At 59.9% G+C, this 23,172-nt stretch carries 18 protein-coding genes and 1 pseudogene; 4 read left to right on the top strand and 15 right to left on the bottom strand.

Going from position 1 to position 23,172, the window contains the following annotated elements:
- Positions 1 to 91 precede the first annotated feature (91 nt).
- The gene (locus MO767_RS13820) at positions 92 to 1,213 is read left to right on the top strand and encodes an HlyD family secretion protein (protein ID WP_282480939.1); all 1,122 of its coding nucleotides are present in this window, start codon (positions 92 to 94) and stop codon (positions 1,211 to 1,213) included.
- Complete coding sequence (locus MO767_RS13825; protein ID WP_282480940.1) at positions 1,210 to 2,802, top strand: DHA2 family efflux MFS transporter permease subunit; 1,593 nt, start codon at positions 1,210 to 1,212, stop codon at positions 2,800 to 2,802. The genes MO767_RS13820 and MO767_RS13825 overlap by 4 nt, the downstream gene beginning before the upstream one ends.
- A gap of 9 nt (positions 2,803 to 2,811) precedes the next feature.
- On the opposite strand, the gene MO767_RS13830 is transcribed toward MO767_RS13825, so the two are convergent.
- The 4 genes from MO767_RS13830 to MO767_RS13845 form a co-directional block, all read right to left on the bottom strand.
- Positions 2,812 to 3,252, bottom strand: coding sequence for a carboxymuconolactone decarboxylase family protein (locus MO767_RS13830; RefSeq protein WP_149631383.1), 441 nt, complete (start codon positions 3,250 to 3,252; stop codon positions 2,812 to 2,814).
- A gap of 147 nt (positions 3,253 to 3,399) precedes the next feature.
- Positions 3,400 to 4,842, bottom strand: a complete 1,443-nt coding sequence (locus MO767_RS13835; RefSeq protein WP_282480941.1) for a mechanosensitive ion channel family protein — start codon at positions 4,840 to 4,842, stop codon at positions 3,400 to 3,402.
- A gap of 188 nt (positions 4,843 to 5,030) precedes the next feature.
- Positions 5,031 to 5,657, bottom strand: coding sequence for an isochorismate family cysteine hydrolase YcaC (ycaC, locus tag MO767_RS13840; RefSeq protein ID WP_033061120.1), 627 nt, complete (start codon positions 5,655 to 5,657; stop codon positions 5,031 to 5,033).
- Positions 5,658 to 5,785: 128 nt separating this feature from the next.
- Positions 5,786 to 6,652 (bottom strand): pirin family protein, encoded by an 867-nt coding sequence (locus MO767_RS13845; RefSeq protein WP_282480942.1) that lies wholly within the window; start codon positions 6,650 to 6,652, stop codon positions 5,786 to 5,788.
- Between the two features lie 104 nt (positions 6,653 to 6,756).
- Here MO767_RS13845 and MO767_RS13850 point away from each other — a divergent pair, with 104 nt between their 5' ends.
- Positions 6,757 to 7,665 (top strand): LysR substrate-binding domain-containing protein, encoded by a 909-nt coding sequence (locus tag MO767_RS13850; RefSeq protein WP_282480943.1) that lies wholly within the window; start codon positions 6,757 to 6,759, stop codon positions 7,663 to 7,665.
- Between the two features lie 174 nt (positions 7,666 to 7,839).
- Positions 7,840 to 8,259: pseudogene (locus tag MO767_RS13855) on the top strand (PaaI family thioesterase); the annotation flags it as partial.
- Between the two features lie 339 nt (positions 8,260 to 8,598).
- Here the strand turns inward: MO767_RS13855 and MO767_RS13860 are convergent.
- The 11 genes from MO767_RS13860 to mgtA all read right to left on the bottom strand — a co-directional run bounded on the left by MO767_RS13860 (position 8,599) and on the right by mgtA (position 22,814).
- On the bottom strand, positions 8,599 to 10,077 hold the full coding sequence (locus MO767_RS13860; RefSeq protein ID WP_282480944.1) for a PLP-dependent aminotransferase family protein: 1,479 nt from the start codon (positions 10,075 to 10,077) through the stop codon (positions 8,599 to 8,601).
- Between the two features lie 27 nt (positions 10,078 to 10,104).
- Positions 10,105 to 11,529 (bottom strand): L-lactate permease, encoded by a 1,425-nt coding sequence (locus tag MO767_RS13865; RefSeq protein WP_282480945.1) that lies wholly within the window; start codon positions 11,527 to 11,529, stop codon positions 10,105 to 10,107.
- Between the two features lie 17 nt (positions 11,530 to 11,546).
- On the bottom strand, positions 11,547 to 12,161 hold the full coding sequence (locus MO767_RS13870) for a glutathione S-transferase (protein WP_282480946.1): 615 nt from the start codon (positions 12,159 to 12,161) through the stop codon (positions 11,547 to 11,549).
- On the bottom strand, positions 12,158 to 13,939 hold the full coding sequence (locus MO767_RS13875) for an FAD/NAD(P)-binding domain-containing protein (protein ID WP_282480947.1): 1,782 nt from the start codon (positions 13,937 to 13,939) through the stop codon (positions 12,158 to 12,160). The genes MO767_RS13870 and MO767_RS13875 overlap by 4 nt, the downstream gene beginning before the upstream one ends.
- Positions 13,933 to 14,298, bottom strand: a complete 366-nt coding sequence (locus MO767_RS13880) for a hypothetical protein (protein WP_282480948.1) — start codon at positions 14,296 to 14,298, stop codon at positions 13,933 to 13,935. Before MO767_RS13880 ends, MO767_RS13875 begins: the two co-directional genes overlap by 7 nt.
- Positions 14,295 to 14,753: a hypothetical protein gene (locus MO767_RS13885; protein ID WP_282480949.1), complete on the bottom strand. Its 459-nt coding sequence runs from the start codon at positions 14,751 to 14,753 to the stop codon at positions 14,295 to 14,297. Before MO767_RS13885 ends, MO767_RS13880 begins: the two co-directional genes overlap by 4 nt.
- Positions 14,753 to 15,067: a pyridoxal-phosphate dependent enzyme gene (locus tag MO767_RS13890; RefSeq protein WP_282480950.1), complete on the bottom strand. Its 315-nt coding sequence runs from the start codon at positions 15,065 to 15,067 to the stop codon at positions 14,753 to 14,755. Before MO767_RS13890 ends, MO767_RS13885 begins: the two co-directional genes overlap by 1 nt.
- Positions 15,068 to 15,459: 392 nt before the next feature.
- Positions 15,460 to 18,678, bottom strand: coding sequence for a transporter substrate-binding domain-containing protein (locus MO767_RS13895; protein WP_282480951.1), 3,219 nt, complete (start codon positions 18,676 to 18,678; stop codon positions 15,460 to 15,462).
- A gap of 12 nt (positions 18,679 to 18,690) precedes the next feature.
- Positions 18,691 to 19,317 carry a response regulator transcription factor gene (locus tag MO767_RS13900; RefSeq protein WP_282480952.1) on the bottom strand — a complete coding sequence of 209 codons (627 nt, stop codon included), beginning with the start codon at positions 19,315 to 19,317 and terminating at the stop codon, positions 18,691 to 18,693.
- A gap of 110 nt (positions 19,318 to 19,427) precedes the next feature.
- Positions 19,428 to 19,841 (bottom strand): response regulator, encoded by a 414-nt coding sequence (locus MO767_RS13905; RefSeq protein WP_282480953.1) that lies wholly within the window; start codon positions 19,839 to 19,841, stop codon positions 19,428 to 19,430.
- Between the two features lie 270 nt (positions 19,842 to 20,111).
- Complete coding sequence (gene mgtA / locus MO767_RS13910) at positions 20,112 to 22,814, bottom strand: magnesium-translocating P-type ATPase (protein WP_282480954.1); 2,703 nt, start codon at positions 22,812 to 22,814, stop codon at positions 20,112 to 20,114.
- Positions 22,815 to 23,172: the final 358 nt, after the last annotated feature.

Here is a 23,172-nt window from a genome sequence, read left to right on the forward strand (position 1 = left end):
TGACGACCGGCAACAAAAATGAATTGCCACTAAATATTACCTGCGTCATATTACACGCGTAATAAAGACCCGTTTCCATAGGTATTTCTCCATGACCAGCATGCCCAGCCTTGAACCCGACCTTGCTGTCCCGGTGAGCACACCCAAGCCTCCCCTGCTCAAACGGTTGATCTTGCTCGCTGCGGTCATCGCTGCCCTGGTGTTCGCCGGGCTGTACGCGACTCACTGGTGGACCGCCGGCCGGTTCATCGAAGAAACCGACGACGCTTACATCGGCGGCGATGTGACGGTGATCGGGCCGAAGGTGGCGGGTTACATCGAAGAGGTGCTGGTCACCGACAACCAGAAGGTCAAGGCTGGCGATGTGTTGATTCGTCTCGACTCCCGCGATTACCGCGCCAATCTCGCCAAGGCCGAAGGCGCGGTGGCCGCCGAAGAAGCGCTGCTCGCCAATCTCGATGCCACCGAACAACTGCAACACGCGGTGATCGGCCAGGCACGCGCCGGGATTGATGCCGCCGGCGCCGAAACCTCTCGCTCCCGGGATGATGATGCTCGCTACAAAAAACTGGTCGGCAGCAACGCCGTCTCGGTGGAAAGCGCCCAACGCGCCAACGCCACCTTCAAGACAGCCCAAGCCCTCAGTGCCCGGGCCCAGGCTGAACTGCTCGCGTCCCAACGTCAGCTGAACGTGATCGAAACCCAGAAACAGCAAGCCCGCGCCGCACTGATGCAGGCTCGCGCCGAACGTGATCTGGCGCAGTTGAACGTGGGTTACACCGAACTGAAGGCCCCGGTGGACGGCGTGATCGGCAATCGCCGGGCGCGGGTCGGCGCTTATGCCCAGGCCGGTTCGCAACTGCTGTCGGTGGTACCGGCCAGCGGGCTGTGGGTCGATGCCAATTTCAAGGAAGATCAGCTATCGCGAATGACACCGGGGCAACGGGTGATCATTCATGCCGACGTGCTCTCGGGGCAGGAGTTCCACGGTCATCTGGACAGCCTCGCGCCGGCCAGTGGTTCGCAGTTCAGCGTGCTGCCGCCGGAAAACGCCACCGGCAACTTCACTAAAATCGTTCAGCGGGTGCCGGTGCGCATCGTGCTTGATCCGGCCGATGGCGTGCTCGGCCATCTGCGTCCGGGCCTGTCGGTCACTGCTGAAGTGGACACTCGCAAGGAACCTGCAACCCCGGCCATGGCCAGCGCACCATGAGCCGCGCCCTCGCCGTTCCCGCGCAACCGTTCAATGCTGCCGACATGGCGACGACGACCAAGGTTTTCGCCTTCGCCAGCATGTGCATCGGCATGTTCATTGCGCTGCTGGACATCCAGATCGTCTCTGCCTCGTTGCGTGACATCGGCGGCGGACTCTCGGCCGGCACCGACGAAACGGCGTGGGTGCAAACCAGTTATCTGATTGCCGAAATCATCGTGATCCCGCTGTCCGGCTGGCTGTCCCGAGTGTTCTCGACACGTTGGCTGTTCTGCGCTTCGGCGGTGGGCTTCACCCTGGCCAGCCTGCTCTGCGGCGCGGCGTGGAATATCCAGAGCATGATCGCCTTCCGCGCCCTGCAAGGGTTTCTCGGTGGTTCGATGATCCCGCTGGTGTTCACCACGGCGTTCTTTTTCTTCACTGGCAAGCAACGGGTAATCGCCGCCGCGACCATCGGCGCGGTGGCCTCATTGGCACCGACCCTGGGGCCGGTGATCGGTGGCTGGATTACCGACATTTCATCCTGGCACTGGCTGTTCTACATCAACCTGGTGCCGGGGATTTTCGTCGCGGTGGCGGTGCCGATGCTGGTGAAAATCGATCAGCCGGAATTGTCGCTGCTCAAAGGTGCCGACTACTTGAGCATGGTGTTCATGGCGCTGTTTCTCGGTTGCCTGGAATACACCCTTGAAGAAGGCCCGCGCTGGAACTGGTTCAGTGACAGCACGATTCTGACCACAGCATGGATCAGCGGACTGGCCGGCCTGGCGTTCATCGGCCGAACCTTGCACGTCGCCAACCCGATCGTCGATTTGCGCGCCCTGAAAGACCGCAACTTCGCCCTTGGCTGCTTCTTTTCGTTCGTCACCGGGATCGGCCTATTCGCCACCATTTACCTGACGCCGCTGTTTCTCGGCCGGGTGCGTGGCTACGGCGCGCTGGACATTGGTCTAGCGGTTTTCTCCACCGGGGTGTTCCAGATCATGGCGATTCCGCTGTACGCCTTTCTGGCCAACCGCATCGATCTGCGCTGGATCATGATGTTCGGCCTGGGGTTGTTCGCGTTGTCGATGTGGGATTTCAGCCCGATCACCCATGACTGGGGGGCTAAGGAATTGATGCTGCCGCAAGCGCTGCGCGGGATTGCCCAGCAACTGGCGGTGCCGCCCGCGGTCACCCTGACCCTTGGCGGACTGGCGCCAGCACGGCTTAAACACGCGTCGGGATTGTTCAACTTGATGCGAAACCTTGGGGGTGCCATCGGCATCGCCGCGTGCGCGACCATTCTGAATGACCGCACCAACCTGCATTTCACCCGGTTGGCGGAAAACCTCAACAGCACCAATGAAGCACTCAACCAATGGCTGTCCCAGGTCGGCAACAACTTCGCCGCCCTCGGCCAAAGCGGTGACGTGGGCGTCACCGCCAGCCTGCATCAGCTGTGGCTGCTGACCTACCGCGAAGCGCAGACGCAAACCTACGGCGACGCATTCCTGATGATCATGGTCTGCTTCATCATCGCCACGGCGATGGTGCCCTTGATGCGCAAGGTGCAACCACCGGCCGCGCCGAGTGCCGATGCTCATTGAGCCCAGGCATCACTCCTGAGGCATTTTTCGGAAGCCTACCGCCAGGCGGTTCCAGGCGTTAATGGTGGTAATGGCCACGGTCAAGTCGACCATTTCCTTGGGGCTGAACTCGGAAGTAGCCAGTTCGTAATCTTCGTCCGGAGCGTGGGTCTGGCTCAGCAGCGTGAGGGATTCGGTCCAGGCCAGCGCCGCACGTTCACGCGGGGTGAAGAACGGCGTTTCACGCCAGGCCGACAGCGTGTACAGGCGACGCTCGGCCTCACCGCCCTTGCGGGCATCGGCGCTGTGCATATCCAGGCAGAACGCGCAGCCGTTGATTTGCGAGGTACGCAGCTTGACCAGTTCGATCAGTGTCTTTTCCAGAGGCAGCTTCGACACAGCGGTTTCCAGCGCGATCATGGCTTTGAGTGCATCAGGGGACGCGGTGTAGAAATCGATGCGAGGTTTCATGGTGGGCTCCAGTCACAAGGGGTGTGGAGCTACGTTAATCGCGCAGTGACTTGCAGCAAATAGCCAATTATTGGGAAGTTGAGGATGCCAATTGGACGCCTGCCGACGGCTCGCTCGATTGCACCCGCGCCCATGACCTACAAGCCCCTATGCTCGATTGCGCAGCCACTGCAAAAATCCCTTCTTCTGCACAACCTTAGGCGCTTCTTGAGTCAACTTCTGGGCCTTATTCAAGCGGAAATCCAGCAACGTCTTCATCGCTTCGCTGATGTCATGCCGCGCATCCAGGCACGGTTTGAGGTATTCCCTCTCGATCCGGTACAAGCTGCAGAGCGTCTTGGCACTAAAGTCCGCGGGCATCGCCGTATCCGACAAAATTCCGCCCTCGCCGATCACCTCTCCCGGCCCCATGCGCCCGGTTTCGAACTTGACCCCGCCACGGCTCAGTTCCACCGACACGACGCCGGATTCGATGATGAACAAATGGTCGCTGACCTCCCCCGCCGGCAGGATCATCTCCCCGGCGCGGAAGGTTTGCAGAGTCATGTTCTGGCTGAAGGTTTCTTTCTCTTCCTGACGCAGGGTCGAGAAGATATTCGACGCGTCCAGCAATGCCCGTGGCCGCGACAGGTTGGCAGGTGCATTCGGTTCGACATTCGACAACAGACTGACACCGCTGGCCTGCAAGTGCCGGAACGCCAGGTCGAACAACAGATTGCGGACCATGCGTTTCTGATCCATCGAAACCACGAAACCACTGATTTCGTATTCCACGCCCGTGGCGCTGGAGCCTTTCAACGCGACGCACGGCGCCGGTTTGTTCAACAGATAGCGGCAGCCTTGCATCGCCCGCTCCAGCGCGTCGATCACCGTTTGCGGACGCGCGTGCGGGCTGAGTTGCAGGCTGATGGATACGCCGAAAATATCACTGGGCCGGCTGAAGTTGATGATCTTGGCCTTGGCCGCCAGGGAGTTGGGGATCACCGCCATGCTGCCCTGGGACGTTTGCAGGCGCGTCGCGCGCCAGTCGATATCGGTGACTCGACCTTCGGTGCCGTCGATCGAGATCCAGTCATCCAGTTGATAGGGTTTGGTGGTGTTGAGGACGATCCCGGAGAACACGTCGCTGAGGGTACTTTGCAAGGCCAGGCCGACGATGATCGCCAATGCACCTGAGGTCGCCAGCACACCCTTGACCGGCAGATCGAGGACATACGCCAACGCCGCGATGATCGCAATCAGGAAAATCACCGCGCCGAGCAAATCCTGCAGCAAGCGCCCGGTGTGCCCGACCCGTTGCATCATCACCGCGCCGATCAGCACCGTCAGAGTGCGCGCGCCGAACAGCCACCAGCCGATCTGCAATCCGGTGGCCGCCAGGTGCAGCGGGACGTTGTCGACCCAGGGCGCCGTCTCCATGGGGTTCATGCCTTCGTTGAACAGCAGGACGCTGAACAACGAAAAAATCACCAGCCGCACGACCAGTTTCCACTGGCTGCCATTGGCACTGAGCAGGCGCCATAGCCCCAGATCGATAAGGATCAAAGCCATCGCGCAGAACAACGGGTGATCGGTGAGCAGTGACAGCATCAAGCAACTCCAGCGAAGGCCAATGGCGCGAAGATCTCACACATTGGCCACATTGTAGGAGTGTTTGATGCAAAACCAATGTGGGAGCGAGCTTGCTCGCGATAGCGGTAGAACAGACACATTTGCAGTGACTGTCAGACCGTCATCGCGAGCAAGCTCGCTCCCACAGGTGATGTGTGTTGCCAGGTTTACTTGCTGTTGGTCAGGGCGTTGTAGCTGGTAAACAGGTTGCGGTAGTCCGGGATGTGGTTGGAGAACAAGGTGCCCAAGCCTTCCACGTCGTTGCGCCAGTCGCGATGCAGCTCACAGGCCAGGCCGAACCAGGTCATCAACTGTGCGCCGGAGGCCGACATGCGGTCCCAGGCCGATTGACGGGTCAGTTCGTTGAAGGTGCCGGAAGCATCAGTCACCACGAACACCTCGAAGCCTTCAGCCAGTGCCGACAGCGCCGGGAACGCCACGCACACTTCGGTCACCACGCCGGCGATGATCAGTTGTTTCTTGCCGGTGGCCTTGATCGCCTTGACGAAGTCTTCGTTGTCCCAGGCATTGATCTGGCCAGGACGGGCGATGTACGGGGCGTCCGGGAACAGCGCCTTGAGCTCGGGCACCAGCGGGCCGTTGGGGCCGGTTTCGAAACTGGTGGTGAGAATGGTCGGCAACTTGAAGTACTTGGCCAGGTCAGCCAGGGCCAGCACGTTGTTCTTGAAACGGTCCGGCTCGATGTCGCGCACCAGAGAAAGCAGACCCGCCTGGTGATCGACCAACAGAACGGCGGCGTTATCCTTGTCGAGACGTTTGTAAGAAGTAGTCATGGGAGTAATCCTCGCTTTTTATCGATGCCGAACAGGCCGGCGTGAGAGAAACCTGATAGTTCGTTAAAACGCGGCCAAGCAAGCGTAGTCACACAAGCCCGGCGCGCCACTGCGTTACAACAATGAGTTCAACCGCTCATCCGACCGAACCGGCCTGACTGGAAGTCAGCAAAGGCCTGGTGGATTTCCTGCTCGCTGTTCATCACGAACGGGCCATGGCCGACGATGGGTTCGTCGATCGGCTCGCCACTGAGCAGCAACACGACGGCGTCGTTATTGGCTTCCAGGCTGAGCTGCTGGCCAGTGCGTTCGAACAGCGCCAACTGCCCTTCGCGCACCAGTTCCACACCGTTGACCTGAACCGTGCCACGCAACACTACAAGTGCCGTGTTACGACCTTCGTGCAGGTCCAGGGTCAGCAACTTGCCGCCCTTGAGGCGCAGGTCCCAGACGTCAATCGGGGTAAACGTGCGCGCCGGGCCGGTGTGGCCGTCGAACTCACCGGCGATCAAGCGCAGGCTGCCAGCCTGGTTCTTGAGCGGGATGCTCGGGATGTTGCCATCGAGAATCGTCTGGTAGCCGGCGTCGGCCATTTTGTCCTTGGCCGGCAGGTTGACCCACAGCTGAACCATTTCCAGGGTGCCGCCGCGCTTGGCGAAACCTTCGGAGTGGTATTCCTCATGGAGAATCCCCGAGGCGGCCGTCATCCATTGCACGTCGCCGGGCCCGATCTTGCCGCCGCTGCCGGTGGAGTCGCGGTGCTCCAGTTCGCCCTTATAAACGATAGTCACGGTTTCGAAACCGCGGTGTGGATGCTGACCAACGCCACGACGCTCGGTGGTCGGGGTGAATTCAGCCGGACCGGCGTGATCGAGCAGCAAAAACGGGCTGATGTGTTTGCCCAGGTTGTCGTAGGAAAACAGCGTGCGAACCGGAAAACCGTCGCCGACCCAATGGGTCCGTGGGCTGGTGTAGATACCAATGATGTTTTTCATTCCGCCTCCGAATCTGGTGAGTGACGCGATGGACAAAGCTTAAAACTGAACCCTTTGGTGCACTAGACTGCAAAAATCAGTCTTAGCGTTCTATATGGAGAACGATGGTGGAAGACCTCAACACCCTCTATTACTTCACCCAAGTGGTGGAACACCACGGTTTCGCTCCGGCCGGCCGGGCGCTGGACATGCCCAAGTCGAAGCTGAGCCGGCGCATTGCCGAGCTCGAAGAGCGACTCGGCGTACGCCTGCTGCACCGCACCAGCCGGCATTGTTCACTGACGGAAATCGGCCAGGCCTATTACCAGCGTTGCCTGGCGATGCGCGTGGAAGCGGAAAGCGCTGCCGAACTGATCGAACGCAACCGCTCCGAACCCCAAGGCCTGGTGCGCATCAGTTGCCCGACTGCGCTGCTCAACTCCTGGGTCGGACCGATGCTGACCCGCTACATGCTCAAGTACCCGCTGGTGGAGTTGTTCATCGAGAGCACCAACCGCCGGGTCGACCTGATCCACGAGGGGTTCGACATCGCCCTGCGGGTGCGCTTTCCGCCGCTGGAAAATACCGACATGGTGATGAAGGTGCTGGGCAACAGCACCCAGTGCCTGGTGGGCAGTCCGGCCTTTGTGTCGCGCCTGTCATCACCGGCCTCCCCGGCCGACCTCAGCGGGTTGCCGAGCCTGCACTGGGGCGCGGCGCAGCGTGAATATCAGTGGGAATTGTTTGGGGCGGACGGGGCCAGCGCGGTGATTCGGCATGCGCCACGAATGGTCACCGATGACCTGTTGGCGTTGCGTCACGCCGTGGTGGCCGGGATTGGCATCGCTCACCTGCCCAGCGTGGTGGTGCGCGATGACATTGCGGCGGGCCGATTGGTGGAACTGGTTCCGGGCTGGGCACCCAAATGCGGGATCGTGCATGCGATCTTCCCGTCACGCCGTGGGCTGCTGCCGTCGGTGCGCGCATTGATCGACTTTCTGGCAGAGGAATTCAGCCACAGCGATATTGCTTAGAAGCCCGTACACACTCCATGTAGCAGTTGGCGAAGCCTGCGTTCGGCTGCGTAGCAGTCGTGAATCCTGAGCACTAGGTTTCCCTGACACGCCGCGTTGTCTGGTTTCACGACTGCTACGCAGCCGAACGCAGGCTTCGCCAGCTGCTACAGGTCGCGTAAAGACATGGGGCTGGCGGAGTTTTTCGAAGGCATCGGCAACGGTGAACTGCCCTCGCCACCCATCGGCACGCTGATGGACTTCATCCCTATCGAATGGTCCGCCGGAATGTTCATCTTTCAGGGCACGCCGGATTCACGGCATTACAACCCGTTGGGCAGCGTGCATGGCGGCTATGCCGCGACTTTGCTGGATTCGTGCATGGGCTGTGCGATTCATACGCAGCTGAAGAAGGGTCAGGGTTATACGACGCTGGATTTGTGAATCAGCTATGTTCGTGCGCTGAACCATGCCAGCGGACCGGTGCGGGCCGAGGGCAAAATTGTTCATCTGGGGCGCTCGACGGCGCTGGCTGAGGGGCGGATTTATGACGTGGATGGGCGGTTGTATGCGACGGGGTCGACCACCTGCATGATTCTTGAGAATCGGGGATAAAGCTTAAGATCTTTCGATTCATGACTTGCGGTAAACATTGCTTTGCCGAGCCAGCGGTTTTTCTCATGGCCCCCGGGCGCGGGTACATTCCCGCGCCTCATAGTGAGTGGCAAAGGAAAGCAAACCCGCGGCGATCATCTGTTACATCATGATTGTCTGTCCGCTGATCACCGTCGTGTCCACCGTTCTGCTGCCAGTCGACTACGTCAACACCCTCTGAAGTCGGCCCTCCGTTTATCGTCGAGGGCGTTTGGCCTTCGGTTTCTGCGCAGGCTCCTACACTTTGCGATAAACCCACACCCCAGCACGGTCAGCCAAAACGTCACGCGGCTTTGGCGTTCAGGAGAGCGCCGGTTCTTCCTGTTGCTCAATCAGTGGTTGTCGCACATTCGACGGTCGCCCGGCGAGGTGCGCACACTCGGCAATCACCTTCAGAATCTCGATCACGCCAGGGGTCAGCGCTGTGCCAAGGCAGATGCGCACGCCTGTGGTTGCATGGCCATCGGCGAAAAAGATCCCGCTGCCGGCCACGTGGCATCCGCGTTCGGTGGCCAACTGTTGCAGTGCGGGCATGTCGGTGTGCCCGGGCATTTCGATCCAGTGGATGAAGCCTCCGCGCGGTGGCACGTACACGGTTCCCGAAGGGAAATCTGTGCGCACCAGCGCTTCGACAAAGCTCGCCAGCGATGACAGTTGCGACCTGAGCCTGGCGCAGTGTTCTTCCATGTAGCCGCGCCCGATAAATTCGTTGAGAACATTTTGCGCAAGGCTGGAAACCGCCAGGTTGCGCGAAAACATTTGCGCAAGAATGGCATTGCGGTACTTGCCGGCCAGGCACCAACCGACGCGATAACCGGGTGCGATGGTTTTGGAGAATGACGAACAGTAAATCGTCTGCCCGCTGGTGTCGTAGCTCTTGATGGCGCGCGGGCGCTCTGTTTCCGGCACCAGGTCGAAGAAAATGTCGTCCTCGATAATCGGCACGTCCGCTTCGCGCGCGATGTGTGAAAGTCGTGCGCGCGTTTCATCGGGCATGATGAAACCACGGGGATTCTGCAGGGTTGGGTTGAGAAAGATCACCGCGACCTTTTTCAGTTTCAACGCTTCTTCGAGGTGATCGACGTCCAGGCCCAGTTTGCCGTGAGTGCGGATCGGCAGGGCGCGCATGCCCAAGCGTTCGATGGTCTGCAAGATGCCGTAATAGGTCGGCGTTTCGATGGCGACCGTAGCGCCTCTTGGCGCGACGGCTTCGAGGGCCAGTTCCAGGGCAATGGTGTCACCCGAGGTCACGAGGATATCGTCCGGCCCACAGACCACGCCGCGAGTCAGCATCAGCCCGGCGATGCGCCGTCGCAACGCCGGCAGGCCCGGCGGCGCGACCAGTCCGGTCAGCGAGTTGTCAGCCTTGCCGGCCAGCACTGAAAGGCATTTGTTGAGGAGCACATTCGGTGTGAGGTCGCTGTGCAGGACGGCCGAGTTCAACGACGCTGTGGTCCGCGAGGCCGCTTGGGAGAGCATCGCGACCACCGCATGATTGATGTTGACCGTGACACTGGAGAAATCAAACCCGCTGGCGGGTTTGGCCTGCCCGGAGGCCGAGACGAAATAGCCGACACGAGGGACGGTCGACACATAGGCATCGGCTTCCAGATCAGCCAAGGCGCGCTGAACGGTAGTGATGCTGGTTTCAAACATTCGCGCCAGGGTGCGGATCGAGGGCAGTTTTGTTTCGGCTGCCCAATCACCACTTTCGATCTGACGAATAATCCAGTCCTTGACTATCCGCCAGCGTTTGTCCGGTAAATCAAACCTGTCCATAAGTTCTCTGTTATTTCTCGAAACAATTCAGAGAAAGTAGAGCAAAACGACTCCCGTTGCAGCAACTATGACGATGTTGAGGGCGACCAGTGCGAATGCGAATCGAATCAGGTTGTTTTCTTCATTCCGATTGGCGCCCGCCAGCCCGGTGATCAGCGACAGAATCGACAGCGACCCCAGTGCACCATGCCCGGCGGCACTGTTGACCATCGCGGCCAGCCACGCCCCGTGTTCGCTGGTCAGCGCGGCGATGGACGGCATGACGAGGGTGTTGCCGCCGACGTTGGAACCGGTGACGTAACCGGCGATACCCGCCAGCAAGGCGATCGTCGGCGCCAGGGAAATCCCCGACAACGATTGCAGTGTGCGCTGTGCCTCGACGAGGAAACCGGCGTTGACCATCACCTGAGAAAGCAGCAGGAACAGGAAAATCGTCGTGACCGGAAACTTCGCCCGATTGAACAGCGCGCGCCATGGGAAACCCGCTGCGGCGCTTTGTTTGATCGCCATCAGCAGGGTAACAATCAGCAGAGCCAGGCCCGGGGATGCCAATGGCTTCCACGAAACGTGCTCGCCCTTGACGATCCACAGCGCATCCCAGCCCGACATAACAAACAACCCGCGCGACGCCACGATCACCCCCAGCAAGGCCAGATAAGGCCATGCCGCGCTCGGCCAACGCACCAGTTTCTTGCGTTGCGCGTACGAGATGCCCAGACCTACGCAGGCCACGGCAAGACCGGCCAGCACACCGGAGACTTCCGGGCCGATCCACAGGTTGATGGAAAACAGCACGGCGACGAACAGCGCCGTCACCACAATCAGCCCGAGCCACGGCGAGACGGTGCGGATGCCGCCCTGCCACATGGCGATGGCGGCCAGGCAGAGGAACACCGGCGCACTGATCAGCGCCGAATGGCTGCCAAGGGTTTCCGCCGGCAAGTGCGCTAGCAACGCGCCGATCACCGTGGCCAGACCCAAGGTGCCCCATGGCATGATGACCATGCCGGCCAGGGCAATTTTCATCCCCGACTGACGCGTGAACAGGCCCATGAGCAAGGGCACGGTAGCGATCAACGAGACGCCGAAACCGGTCATCGCTTCCAGCAGCGGCGCCAGGCCCAGCACGATGAAGATGACTTGTGCCGGTGGCGTCCAGCCGAGCTCCTTGACCCAGGCGCCGATGGCCTGCGGCGCACCACCGCGCTCGACCAGGATGACGAAGGCCAGCCCCGGTACGATCACGCACGCGGTGCTGAGAAACAGGATCGTGGTGTCCTGAAAGATCGCCGCGGTGATCGTCGTGGACACAGGCCCGGCCGCGCCCAATGCCCACAGCACGAGCACCAGCACCACACCCGCCAGCGCGGCTTGTACCGGTGGCCGGCGGACGATCAGGATCAATGCGATCACCAGAGCGATCGGCGACATTTGCAACAAGAGAGAGCTCATACACAGTTTTCCTTAACTTAATCGTGAGTCTGCCCGCTGTACTCGGTCGCCCGCATGGACGCGCGCTCACAAAAAGTCTGATACCACTCGGTCAGGCGTGCATGAGCGGAAAAGTCCGATAGTTGGCGAAAGGCAATCCAGTCGAGCGCAGTCGCCAGGGCAATGTGGCCGATGGTGATCGGGCCATTGAGGTGGACGTGTTCTTCGATGAAGCGGTAAGCCTCTTTGAGTTTGAAGGCTTGACCGTCGGCGTAGGCCGGATAGCGCAAGGCCTCCGGGCGACGCTCGACTTCCCAGCGCAGCTTGATGCCGACATCGCACATGCCCTGCGCCAAGGCCTGAAGGCGCAGCGCCTTATAGCGCTCGGGGCCGCTTGCCGGGATGAGTTTCGGCCCGTCGCTCAGGTCGTCGAGGTATTCACAAATCACGATGGAGTCGAACAGCGCCGTGTCGTCGGGCAGCATCAGCACCGGTACTTTGCCCAACGGGTTGGCCTTGTAGATGACCTCATTAGGCGACGTCGGGCTGGTCTCGTGGTGGATGACTTCCAGGTTCGAAGCAATCCCGAGTTCGTGAGCCAGCACCAGTACTTTGCGGGCGTAGGGCGAATGCGTCTGGTAGAAAAGTTTCATGCTGGAGTACCTGCCTGGAGGATTGCAGTGGCCGCGCGATGGGCGTCCATGAACAGACGCGAGGGCGCACCCGCCGAGGTGACGTAGTGGTTGTAGTAGCAAGAGCCTTCGGCGAGCGAGCCGAGTACCCAGATGTTGCGTACCGGTTCGCCCGAAATCGACTTGGGATGACACGCCGCATCGACATCGATGCCGTCGATACCCGGCTCGTTGCTCCTCGGACGGATCAGGCCCTGTCGCGCGAGATCGCGCACCGGCGCGCTGTCGCTGTTGGTCACGCCACTGCCCTGGACATAGCCGGCAACACGCCGGAAGTTGTCTATCGCAGGTCGTGAGCCGGGCTTGAGGAACGTCAGCAGGCCCGCGTCACACAGGGCGAGCAGGTCGGCGTGGCGCTCTTTCTGCGGGCCGGCGACGAGGCGGTTGATCGCCTTGTGCCAACGGCCGTAGAACTGGCGATGCGAGGCGTCGGTCAGCCCGTCGAAATCCACGGCTTCGCGCAGTCGGTCACGCAGATCGCGCCAGACCTCGATGGCCGCTTTGATCGCCGATTCCCCACGCCCAAGCCGCGATTCGTACAGGTCAGCTTCGATCGTGTCGTAGATCCAGGCGTGATAGTTGTAAGGCGTCACGTCGTCGGGCAGTGCGTGCCAGATCAGCGCCTGCGGATTGATCGAGCCGCAGGTAGCTTCGTAATCGCGCAGCAACGCTTCGCAAGCGACAATCCCCGGACTGCCCGCAACACTGACGGCCCTGAGTTGTGCCAGCACCTGCTCCGGCCCTGATTGGCCGTGCAGGACGGCGACGGCTGCAGCCCGCATCTCCAGCAGCATGAGCGGCAGGATGTCCTGCTCGAAATCCAGTTGTCGGTTTTGTGCATTCGCGCGCAAGGCTTCGATGCGCGCACTCGTCAGCAGCACGGCTTGGTGGCGGGGATTTTCTATCAGGCCATTGGGACGGGTTCGAAACGGCAGCCCGTCCCGCGACTGAATAAAGATCACCGGCTCGCGACCTGACGGTTCATAGGCGTGACTGGCGTCGGCCATCCGCTTGTAGTGTCCGCCCCGTCCAGAGGTGAGCGCCGCCAAGGTGTCCATCGCGCCCAGTCCCAGACCTTCGATCAGCACGGTTTCGCCGGGCTCAATGGCATCGAGGCTGCGAGGCAGCGGATAGATGTTCTCAACGCGTTTGTGATCAGCAGTTTGCAGGCGACCGGTGTGGCCGACCGTCAGGATCAGCTGATCCACCGTCACCGCAGCCCCTGAAGCGCTTTTCAGAAGGTACTGATGATCCTCGTTGCGCTCGACAGCCGTGACGGCTTGTTGATGCAGATTCACGCTCACCCACTGAGGGGCCGTGGCGAAGAATTGCGCAAAGGCGTCTGCCAGGTAAGCCCCAAGCAAATGACGCGGCAGGAAGTCCTGCGGCTCGACATCGCGCCCATCGGCGGCGAGCAAGCCGCTGTCCGGATCGACTTTGAGCCGCTGCGCGCGGCACCACGTCAGGAAATCCGGACCCGATCGTTCCCGCGCATCCGCAAGGTTCCCGAATGCTGCCGCATCGGGGAATACCCCGAGCTGGCCGGCAACGGTGTTGAGCAGTAGGTAGTCCGGTTGGTCCGGCCAATGCGCGCCGCTACCGAGCACATTGGGATCGAAAATGTCGATGACGACGGGTTGCTCCGGGCGCTCTTCAGCAAGGCTCAACAGGCGTTCGAAAATCGACAGCCCGCGCGATCCGCAGCCGACCAGGCCGATGTGCAGAGGCGCCTTCACCATCTGCGCTCCTCCCCGAAGAAGGATGGAATGGCGACAGCCGAACCGTCCTTGACCGCGATGTTGTGGATCATCCGGCCAATCTTGATGTTATCGGGATAACTGGCAAGCCACTTGATCCCGGAGACCGATTGATCGCCCTCGCTGTCGACGATCGCCGCCGGCAAGGCAATGATCCGGTTCGCCGGTTCCGCCGGAAAACGCAGGAAGTAACTGTCGGGGTTAACGGTTTCGCCGCGTTCATGGGTCAGGTAAGTCTGCGCGACGATCTCGATGGCTTCCTGACGAAGTCCGTTGAGGATGTCCTTGACGACTGCGCCGGGAATGACGTGGAACGGTTGAATCGAAGTCTGAGTGGTCATTGGGAGTTACGCCGAAAGTGCCAGAGCGATTTCTGGGAAAAGTGGATGCAGCGCTGCTGCGCCGATGCGCTGGGAAACCCAGTCGTCGGAATAGATGGTTTCGAGGTAGCGCTCACCCATGTCCCGTGAGATCGCCACAACGACATCGTCGGGACGAATGTGCGGCGCCCATTGCTGGATACCCGCGAGGACAGTGCCGGTGGAGCCGCCGAAGAGCAGACCGTAGCGTTGCGCCAGCCAGCCAGCCAGCGGCAGACCTTGATCGTCTGTTCCTCGTGAATCGACAGGAAGTCGTGAATACCGGACGGCTCGAATATCTCCGGCAGGCGGCTGGTGCCGAGCCCCGGCATATGGCGCGTCTCCCCCGGTAGACCAAACGTGACCGAGCCGACGGTATCGACGGCGATGACTTTGGTGTGCGGATGATGTTCGGCGAAGTAGTTCTTGCAGCCCATCAGCGTGCCGGTCGTGCCAGCGCCGACAAACTGTTCGGCGCAGAAATATTGGGGTCGATCACACAGACAAACTTGTAACCCTTGGCGGCGCAGACCATGGCCAGCGCGACCCCCAGATTTCCCGACGAAGATTCGACCAGCCGAGTTTTATGGGTAATCCGGCCCTGGTTTTCCAGATCCGTAACGAGGGCGTGGGCGGTTTTGAGTTTTATTGATCCGGCAGGATTCAGTCCTTCGATTTTCAGTTGGCTCGTTGCGCTGCAAAGATCCCCAATCTGCACATAACTATCTTCATTGATAAGTTGCTTGATCATACGTCGTCCGTTTCGTCTCTTTTGCCGGGCGCACGGGGGCGCCAGCATTCATCCTGGTATGTTTGAAAAGCAGTAAATGCAGTTCGCCTGTTGGGTTTGTTTTCAGATTTTTTAGCTGGACAGGAAGTGACCTTGCGGTGGACGCCGATCTATTCAAAAAATCAGGTATTGCGCTCTGCCGACTGTAAGCGTCGAGCGTGTTGCGGGGCGCAAAGTAGAGCCATTCATTGGCTCGCCAAGGCTTGTAGAAATACTGGCGAATTTTCCTACGCGGGGAGAGACACAGATTTCGGGTTTTTTCCAGTACAGCTGAGGTTGGGGTGTATCCCCCGGTGCAGCCGGGGATACTCGTGTCCATTCCCAAAGGCATCGCGCCCCAGTGGGATTAAGCGTCAGTCTCGCTTGAGGCTCTGATCCAGGCGTGCCATGGCGTGCTGCAATTGATCCACGGCCTCGTCGATCAACGTCGCGCGCCCTTCGGCGCAGGCACGTTCCAGATGTTCGCAACACTCGATCAAACGTTTTGCACGAACCATCCGCGCCCCACCTTTGATGCGGTGCGCCAGGTCTTGCATCCGGTGACAATTGCTACTGACGTGCGCTGCAAGCAGATCATCGCGATCGTAGCGATTGGTCTCGGCCAGTTCGCGCAACAACTGATTGATCAGCGTCCGGTCTTCACCGACGTAGAGCTCCAGGCCGGTCAAGTCGATTTCGGACGTTGCTTGCTCTTCAGCCGGCGCTGGCGGCTCATTCACAAATCGGGACGCCAGCCAGGCACTCAAATCGGCCAGCCGGATCGGTTTGAACAGGCAGTCATCCATGCCCGCTTCAAGGCAACGGATCTTTTCCTCAGGCTGCGCGTTGGCGCTAATTCCCAGAATCAGCGTGGGTGGCAAGCCATTAGCGCGCTCTTCATCGCGTATCGCACCCGCCAACTCATAACCATTGACCACCGGCATGTTGCAATCGGTGATGACCAAATCGAGCTCATGTTCGCGCCACTGCGCAAGACCACGCTCGCCATCCTCAACCTCCAGCACCTGATGCCCCAGGTAGCTCAGCTGCCGTGAGAGCAACAATCGATTGGCCGGGTAATCGTCGACCACCAGAATCGTCAGCGACCGAGTGGCCACCTGCAATCCGCTATCCGCCAACTCCCCGCAGGTCAACGGTTTCAACGCCATCAGATCAAAGCTGATGTCGACCTGCGTACCCAGTCCGAGGACGCTGTCGAGCTGCAATCGGCCGCCCATCATTTCGCACAGAGTGCGGCTGATCACCAGTCCCAGACCGGAGCCATTTTGGCCTGACTGCTGGCTGTTACCGGCCTGCACGAACGGGCTGAACAGTCGTTGCTGATCGACCACACTGACACCGATGCCGCTGTCCTCAATACGCACACTGACTGCCAGATGCCCCGACACACCGGGCTCTACTCGCAGCGTCAGACTCACCTCACCTTCACGGGTGAACTTGATCGCGTTGCTCAGCAGATTGGACAGCACCTGCTTGAAGCGCGTGGGGTCGACTAACACGTCACGATCGCTGTGTTCGGCCAATTCGACCCGCCACTGCAAGTTCTTCTGCCGTGCCAGGCCTTCGAAAACCCGGCACACCGACTCCACCAGCGTGCGTAGATTGGCCCGTTCAGGGGTCAGCGACAAATGCCCGGACTCGATGCGGGCGATGTCCAGGATATCGCCGATCAACGCCAGCAATTGCTGCGCAGCATTGGATGCCACCTCGATAGCGGAGCGATCAGTAAAGCCCTCTTCCGCTCGCTTCAACGCCAGTTCGAGCATGCCGATCAGGGCATTCATCGGTGTGCGGATTTCATGACTCATGGTCGCCAGAAAGGTGGTTTTGGCGCGGTTGGCATCGTCGGCGGCGTTCTTGGCATCCTGCAATTGCCCAAGCAGTTGTTGGCGTTGAGTTATCTGTCGACGCTGCCAGGCAATCCAGGCCAGTGCGAGCAACAACAAAGCGCCCGCAGCGGCAAACGCCTGGAGAATGTCTTGGCGATGACGCAGCCAGTAGCTGTCATCGACCACCACATCATTGCTCCAGCGGGCTAACAGCTCATCCATCTCCTGGGGCGAAATGCTCAGCAGTGCCTTGTTCAGAATCGAGTGCAACTCCAGCGCACCCCGGTTGGTCGCCAAAGCGATACGCGCCGGTTCATCACCCACGGTGCTGCTGATCCGCAGACGCTCGCGGTATTGCCGGGTGATCAGATACCGAGCCACGATCATTGAGCTGACGGCCCCGTCGGCCTGACCCTTCATCACCCATTCCATACCCTGCGCCGGACTCTGCACTTCGACCAGACGCACATTTGGCGCCCGGGCGCGGATGAACCCGAGCAACGGATGACCGCGATAAATCGCCAGGCGTTTACCGGCCATGTCATCCAGAGTCCTGGGGCTTCCCGGGGTGGTCGCACTGACCAGTACAAACGGATTGTTCAAGTAGGCCCGAGTGAAACGCAGTTCGACTTCGCGTTCGATACTGGGCGTGACCACAGGCAACACGTCGATCTTACCGTCCTTGAGTTGCTCGATCTGCTGATCGAGGGAGTTACCCCGCTGCACCTTGAAGGTCAAGCCGCTGCGCTGACTGATCAGCGTCAGCAATTGCGCGGTCAACCCGCTGAGTTGTCCCTGTGCATCGTAAAAAGTCAGCGGTGCAAAGTTCTCGATGGCACCGACTTCCACTGTCGGATGTTGATCCAGCCAACGTTGTTCACTGGCGCTCAAACGTACTCGCTCTTGACCCGCCATGTTGGCTCTTCCGGCACTCCAGCGCTGCTCGATGGCCGTGCGCTGATCCATGGGAATCGCCGCCAGAGCCTTATCGACAATGCTCTTCAGACGTGGGTTGCCCCGGCTCAAGGCAAAGCCGAACGGGTTGGCGTCCAGGCCGGAAGGCCCCACCAGGCGTACGTTACTGAGGTAGTTGTTATTGATGAGGTAATTGGCGCTGATGAAGTCCCCGAGGTACACATCATCCTGCCCGAACGCCACCGCCCCGATCGCGTCGAGTGCCGAGGGGTAGCGTTGCAAGCTCGCCTCGGGATAGAAGGCTTGGACAGTCTGCGCCTGCAGATAGTCATCGACCATGGCGATGCGTTTGCCAGCGAGGTCGACGGGCATCCAGTCGTCCAGGCGGGTAACCAGCATCGGCTGATCTTCGGCATAGGCACTGGAGCGGCTCAGCTCGGGGTCAGCCGCCTCGAAGTTGTTGGACGTGCCGAGCAGGTCCAGATCATCGCGTTTGAGCGCCTCCATGGCCGCCTCGCGCGAGCGATAACGAAGCACGTCGATTTTTACGTGCAGCAGTTGCCCCAACAGTGCTGCATAGTCTGCGGTGATGCCTTCCAGCTCATCAACGTTACGCGTGATCTCGAACGGCGGGTAGTCCGGCCCTGACACCCCGAGGCGCAAGACTCGTTTGCCACGCAACCACTGCCAGTCTTTTTCATCCAGCTGGACCTGATAACCCTCCACCGCGGAACGCCCCAGCACATGTAAAAGCTTTGGATCATCGGCCGCCATCACCGGTGCTCCCAGCCCACAGAACAGCAACAGGGCCCACAAACAATTGCGCATGATCGGGCTCACTCAGATCAGATGATTACGCTTGGCAAAATCCCTCAGGTACACCGCCGATTCCACGTTGAGTTTTCCAACCAGACGGGTCTTGTAGGTGCTGACGGTCTTGTGACTCAAGTGCATGATTTCAGCGATCGTCTTGTTACTGATGCCCCGGGCCAGATGCTGAAAGATCGTCAGTTCCCGGTCGGAGAGTTTATCGATCATCTGTTTTTCACTCAGTTGTATTGAGTTCAGCGACACCGACGCCGAGGGTAGCTGGGCGAAATAAGTGTAACCGGCCATCACGGAGTGCACGGCTCTGTGCAAGTGCTGCAAGTCATTGGACTTGGCGATATAGCCTGCAGCGCCGGCGTGCATGCAACGATCCTGATAAAACATGGGTTCCTGGGACGTGAAGATCAGTACTCGGCAGGGCACCCCACTGGTCTTGATCCGCGCCAGTACATCCAGCCCGTCGAGCGAGGGCATTACCAGATCCAGTACCACCAGATCAGGCTTGTATTTGCGGATTTTCGGCAAGACCTCATTACCACTCGCCGCTTCGTATATCTGCTTGAAACCCTCCTGCACCAGTACGATTTTGACTGCGGCGCGAACCACCGGATGATCGTCCACAATCAGCACTGACTTCATGGCAACTCCCTGTGCAACAAAAACAACGATTGAGCAATCAATGCCCATAAGCCCGGCCCGGTTGAACGTACCGGCTGCGCAAAGACTTTTGCATGGAAAACCGGGCGCAACTACCTGACAGAAATGACAGTGCCGACGAACGGTAGACGAGGGTCGATGATCGCCATCAGCCGCGCAATCGACGCCAGATCAGGCAGCATTGCGTGGCTCACCTCAACCGTCTGTTGAACGCAGGCAGGAATGGGCGGCAGTTGCGCCTGCTGACCGTCATAGATCAAGGCGTGATGAACCTGTTGGTTATCAAGGAAAAAATCGAACAGGTTCAACGCTCCGCCCGCCAGCGAGGCATTGATGACCACCAGATCAAATGGCTCGCAACCGTATTCGACCAGGGTCAACAGCTCTTCAAGGCTGTGCACCGGTGCTATCCGGTAGTAGTCGAGTTGATTGAACAGTCGCTCGACCTTCATGCAGTGAAAGTGCAACTCGTCCGCGATCAGGATACGTAAGGCTTTGTTCGACAACGCGGGCCCCCAGGAGAGTGTCAGATTCGTGAGGGCGCAAGGCTACGGAAGACCCGTCGAGCTTTCTGTAGGACTTTTCCTAAAAACCAGACGCTTCCTCCGGTGGCAGAAGGAAAATCGAAAGAACAGCTATTCCGTCGTACTCGGACTCCAGAACGCTTGCACCACCAACGTCGACACACACGACTCCTGTGGCGAGGGGACTGTCCCCTGTGGGAGAGAGCTTGCTCCCACAGGAAAGCTCCATCGCCACAAAGGAACTGTTCGGCTTTATTGCCAGCCAAACCGGCGAATGTAGAACCCCTTCACCGCCTGCGTCAGGCCCATGTACGCCAGCAGAATCACCGGCAGGAACACGAAGTACAGCGACGGCAGCGCCTGCAATTTGAAGTAGTGCGCCAGCGGTCCCATCGGCAAAAAGATGCCGACGGCCATGATGATTCCAGTCATCACCATCAGTGGCATCGCTGCGCGACTTTGCAGGAACGGGATTTTCGGTGTGCGGATCATGTGCACGATCAGCGTCTGGGTCAGCAGCCCGACCACGAACCAGCCGGACTGGAACAGGGTTTGATGGTCCGGGGTATTGGCGTCGAAGACGTACCACATCAAGGCAAACGTGGTGATGTCGAAGATCGAGCTGATCGGCCCGAAAAACAGCATGAAACGCCCGACGTCCGCCGGCTGCCAACGCTGCGGTTTGCTCAGCATTTCTTCATCGACGTTATCGAACGGGATGGCGATCTGCGAAATGTCATAGAGCAGGTTCTGCACCAGCAGGTGCATCGGCAGCATCGGCAGGAACGGGATGAATGCACTGGCCACCAGTACGGAGAACACGTTGCCGAAGTTCGAGCTGGCGGTCATTTTGATGTACTTGAGCATGTTGGCGAAGGTCCCGCGCCCTTCCAGTACGCCCTCCTCCAGCACCATCAGGCTTTTCTCCAGCAGAATGATATCCGCCGCTTCCTTGGCAATGTCCACGGCGCTGTCCACCGAAATGCCGATGTCGGCGGTGCGCAGGGCTGGCGCGTCGTTGATACCGTCGCCCATGAAACCGACGACATGACCGTTGCCCTTGAGCAAACGCACGATGCGTTCTTTGTGCGACGGGGTGAGCTTGGCGAAGACGTTGGTGGTCTCCACCGCCACAGCCAGTTCGGCGTCGCTCATGCGCTCGATGTCGTTGCCCATCAGCAGGCCTTGTTGCTCCAGGCCGACTTCGCGGCAAATCTTCGCGGTCACCAGTTCGTTGTCGCCGGTCAGCACTTTCACGGCCACGCTGTGAGCGGCCAATGCCTTGAGGGCCGGCGCGGTGCTTTCCTTCGGTGGATCGAGAAACGCCACATAACCGATCAACGTCAGTTCCTGCTCATCCGCCAGGCTGTAGGTGTCGCGGCCTTCAATCATCGGCCGTGCAGCGACGGCGACGACACGAAGTCCTTCGGCGTTGAACGATGCGGTCACCTGACGAATCCGCGCCAACAGTTCATCGCTCAGTGCTTCATCGACCTCGCCGTGACGCACCCGCGTGCAGACCGCCAGCACCTCTTCCACCGCGCCCTTGCAGATCAGCAGGTGCGAATGATCTCGCTCGGCGACCACCACCGACATCCGCCGGCGAGTGAAGTCGAACGGGATCTCGTCAACCTTGCGAAATGCCGTGCCGACTTTCAGTTCACGGTGGATTTCCACGTGTTCGAGCACCGCCACGTCCAGCAGGTTTTTCAGGCCGGTCTGGTAGTAGCTGTTGAGATAGGCCATTTCCAATACGTCATCGGAATCGTTGCCCCAGACATCAACATTGCGTGCCAGAAAGATCTTGTCCTGAGTCAGGGTGCCGGTCTTGTCGGTGCACAGTACGTCCATGGCGCCGAAGTTCTGGATCGCGTCGAGGCGTTTGACGATGACTTTTTTACGCGACAGGAACACTGCGCCCTTGGCCAGGGTCGAGGTGACAATCATCGGCAGCATTTCCGGGGTCAGGCCCACCGCAATCGATAGCGCGAACAGCAGCGCCTGGGTCCAGTCGCCCTTGGTGAAGCCGTTGATGAACAGTACCAACGGCGCCATGACGAACATGAACCGGATGAGCAGCCAGCTGACTTTGTTGACGCCCGTCTGGAATGAAGTGGGTGCGCGATCGGTAGCGCCAACCCGCTGGGCCAGGGCGCCGAAATAGGTGTTGTTGCCCGTGGTCAGAACCACCGCCATCGCCGTGCCGGACACCACGTTGGTGCCCATGAACAGAATGTTGTCGAGGTCCAGCGGGTTGCGGGTGTCACTGTCCTGCTGACGGGGGAATTTTTCCACCGGCATCGATTCGCCGGTCATCGCGGCCTGGCTGACGAACAAATCCTTGGCGCCGAGCACCCGGCAATCGGCGGGAATCATGTCCCCGGCCGAGAGCACGATCAGGTCGCCTGGCACCAATTGCTTGATCGGCAGCTCGGTACGCGACGCATCCCGGCGCAACACCGTGGCGGTGTTGCTGACCATTGCCTTGAGCGCGTCGGCGGCCTGGTTGGATATGGTTTCCTGCCAGAAGCGCAGCAAGGTCGAGAGCACCACCATGGAGAAAATCACGATGGCGGCTTTCATGTCCTCGGTCAGCCAGGAGATGACCGCGAGCAAGGTCAGCAGCAAGTTGAACGGGTTTTTGTAGCAGTGCCACAAGTGGGTCCACCACGGCAGCGGCTGTTCGTGCTCGACTTCGTTGAGGCCGTATTGCACGCGCAGTGCATCGGCTTCGAGTTCGCTCAGGCCATCGGTGTGGCTGCCAAGGTTGTTCAGCAGTTGGCCGGTGTCGCTGTTGGCAGCGCTCACCAGGGTTTGCGCCAGGGTGGGCGGCACCTCGCGGCTGACCGTGGTGTCGGTGAAGTTTTCCAGCAGCGCCAATCGACGGAAGTGTCGGGCGATGTGGCGGGTGCGCAGGAATCCGGCGAAGAATTCTTTGAGCAGGGTCAGGTTCATGGCAGTTCCCCCAGGGTCAGCCGGGAAACCTTCAAGCAGGCGTGTCGATGCGCCGCGATGACGACACAAAGTCGAACATCACGCACGGTTCAGCGTCGATGAGAGGGACGTCGGGACACGGACCAGAACTGGCCGCGATCGGGATGCCGCTGCTCGCTTTTCGGCGAGACAACGACACAAAAGGTGGCGCGTTATCTTGCCGGGAAGGTGCCGGTTATCGAAACCGGCCGACTACTGTCACTCGAACAAGTACCCACTGTGGGTCTCCGCTATTGATTGAAAACGCGCGAAGCTTACGCCCCGATTTCTGCAGAGTAAACGAAGCAAAGCCGTGGGATGGTGGAATCGCGGGGCTCTT

The organism is Pseudomonas sp. UYIF39, from assembly GCF_029963765.1.
GTDB lineage: Bacteria > Pseudomonadota > Gammaproteobacteria > Pseudomonadales > Pseudomonadaceae > Aquipseudomonas.

Excerpts from the sequence above, each read along its gene's own strand:
- MO767_RS13820 (WP_282480939.1), top strand. The coding sequence starts at position 92 with ATGACCAGCATGCCCAGCCTTGAACCCGACCTTGCTGTCCCGGTGAGC.
- MO767_RS13825 (WP_282480940.1), top strand. The coding sequence starts at position 1,210 with ATGAGCCGCGCCCTCGCCGTTCCCGCGCAACCGTTCAATGCTGCCGAC.
- MO767_RS13830 (WP_149631383.1), bottom strand. The coding sequence starts at position 3,252 with ATGAAACCTCGCATCGATTTCTACACCGCGTCCCCTGATGCACTCAAA.
- MO767_RS13835 (WP_282480941.1), bottom strand. The coding sequence starts at position 4,842 with ATGCTGTCACTGCTCACCGATCACCCGTTGTTCTGCGCGATGGCTTTG.
- ycaC (WP_033061120.1), bottom strand. The coding sequence starts at position 5,657 with ATGACTACTTCTTACAAACGTCTCGACAAGGATAACGCCGCCGTTCTG.
- MO767_RS13845 (WP_282480942.1), bottom strand. The coding sequence starts at position 6,652 with ATGAAAAACATCATTGGTATCTACACCAGCCCACGGACCCATTGGGTC.
- MO767_RS13850 (WP_282480943.1), top strand. The coding sequence starts at position 6,757 with ATGGTGGAAGACCTCAACACCCTCTATTACTTCACCCAAGTGGTGGAA.
- MO767_RS13860 (WP_282480944.1), bottom strand. The coding sequence starts at position 10,077 with ATGGACAGGTTTGATTTACCGGACAAACGCTGGCGGATAGTCAAGGAC.
- MO767_RS13865 (WP_282480945.1), bottom strand. The coding sequence starts at position 11,529 with ATGAGCTCTCTCTTGTTGCAAATGTCGCCGATCGCTCTGGTGATCGCA.
- MO767_RS13870 (WP_282480946.1), bottom strand. The coding sequence starts at position 12,161 with ATGAAACTTTTCTACCAGACGCATTCGCCCTACGCCCGCAAAGTACTG.
- MO767_RS13875 (WP_282480947.1), bottom strand. The coding sequence starts at position 13,939 with ATGGTGAAGGCGCCTCTGCACATCGGCCTGGTCGGCTGCGGATCGCGC.
- MO767_RS13880 (WP_282480948.1), bottom strand. The coding sequence starts at position 14,298 with ATGACCACTCAGACTTCGATTCAACCGTTCCACGTCATTCCCGGCGCA.
- MO767_RS13885 (WP_282480949.1), bottom strand. The coding sequence starts at position 14,753 with ATGGGCTGCAAGAACTACTTCGCCGAACATCATCCGCACACCAAAGTC.
- MO767_RS13890 (WP_282480950.1), bottom strand. The coding sequence starts at position 15,067 with ATGATCAAGCAACTTATCAATGAAGATAGTTATGTGCAGATTGGGGAT.
- MO767_RS13895 (WP_282480951.1), bottom strand. The coding sequence starts at position 18,678 with ATGCGCAATTGTTTGTGGGCCCTGTTGCTGTTCTGTGGGCTGGGAGCA.
- MO767_RS13900 (WP_282480952.1), bottom strand. The coding sequence starts at position 19,317 with ATGAAGTCAGTGCTGATTGTGGACGATCATCCGGTGGTTCGCGCCGCA.
- mgtA (WP_282480954.1), bottom strand. The coding sequence starts at position 22,814 with ATGAACCTGACCCTGCTCAAAGAATTCTTCGCCGGATTCCTGCGCACC.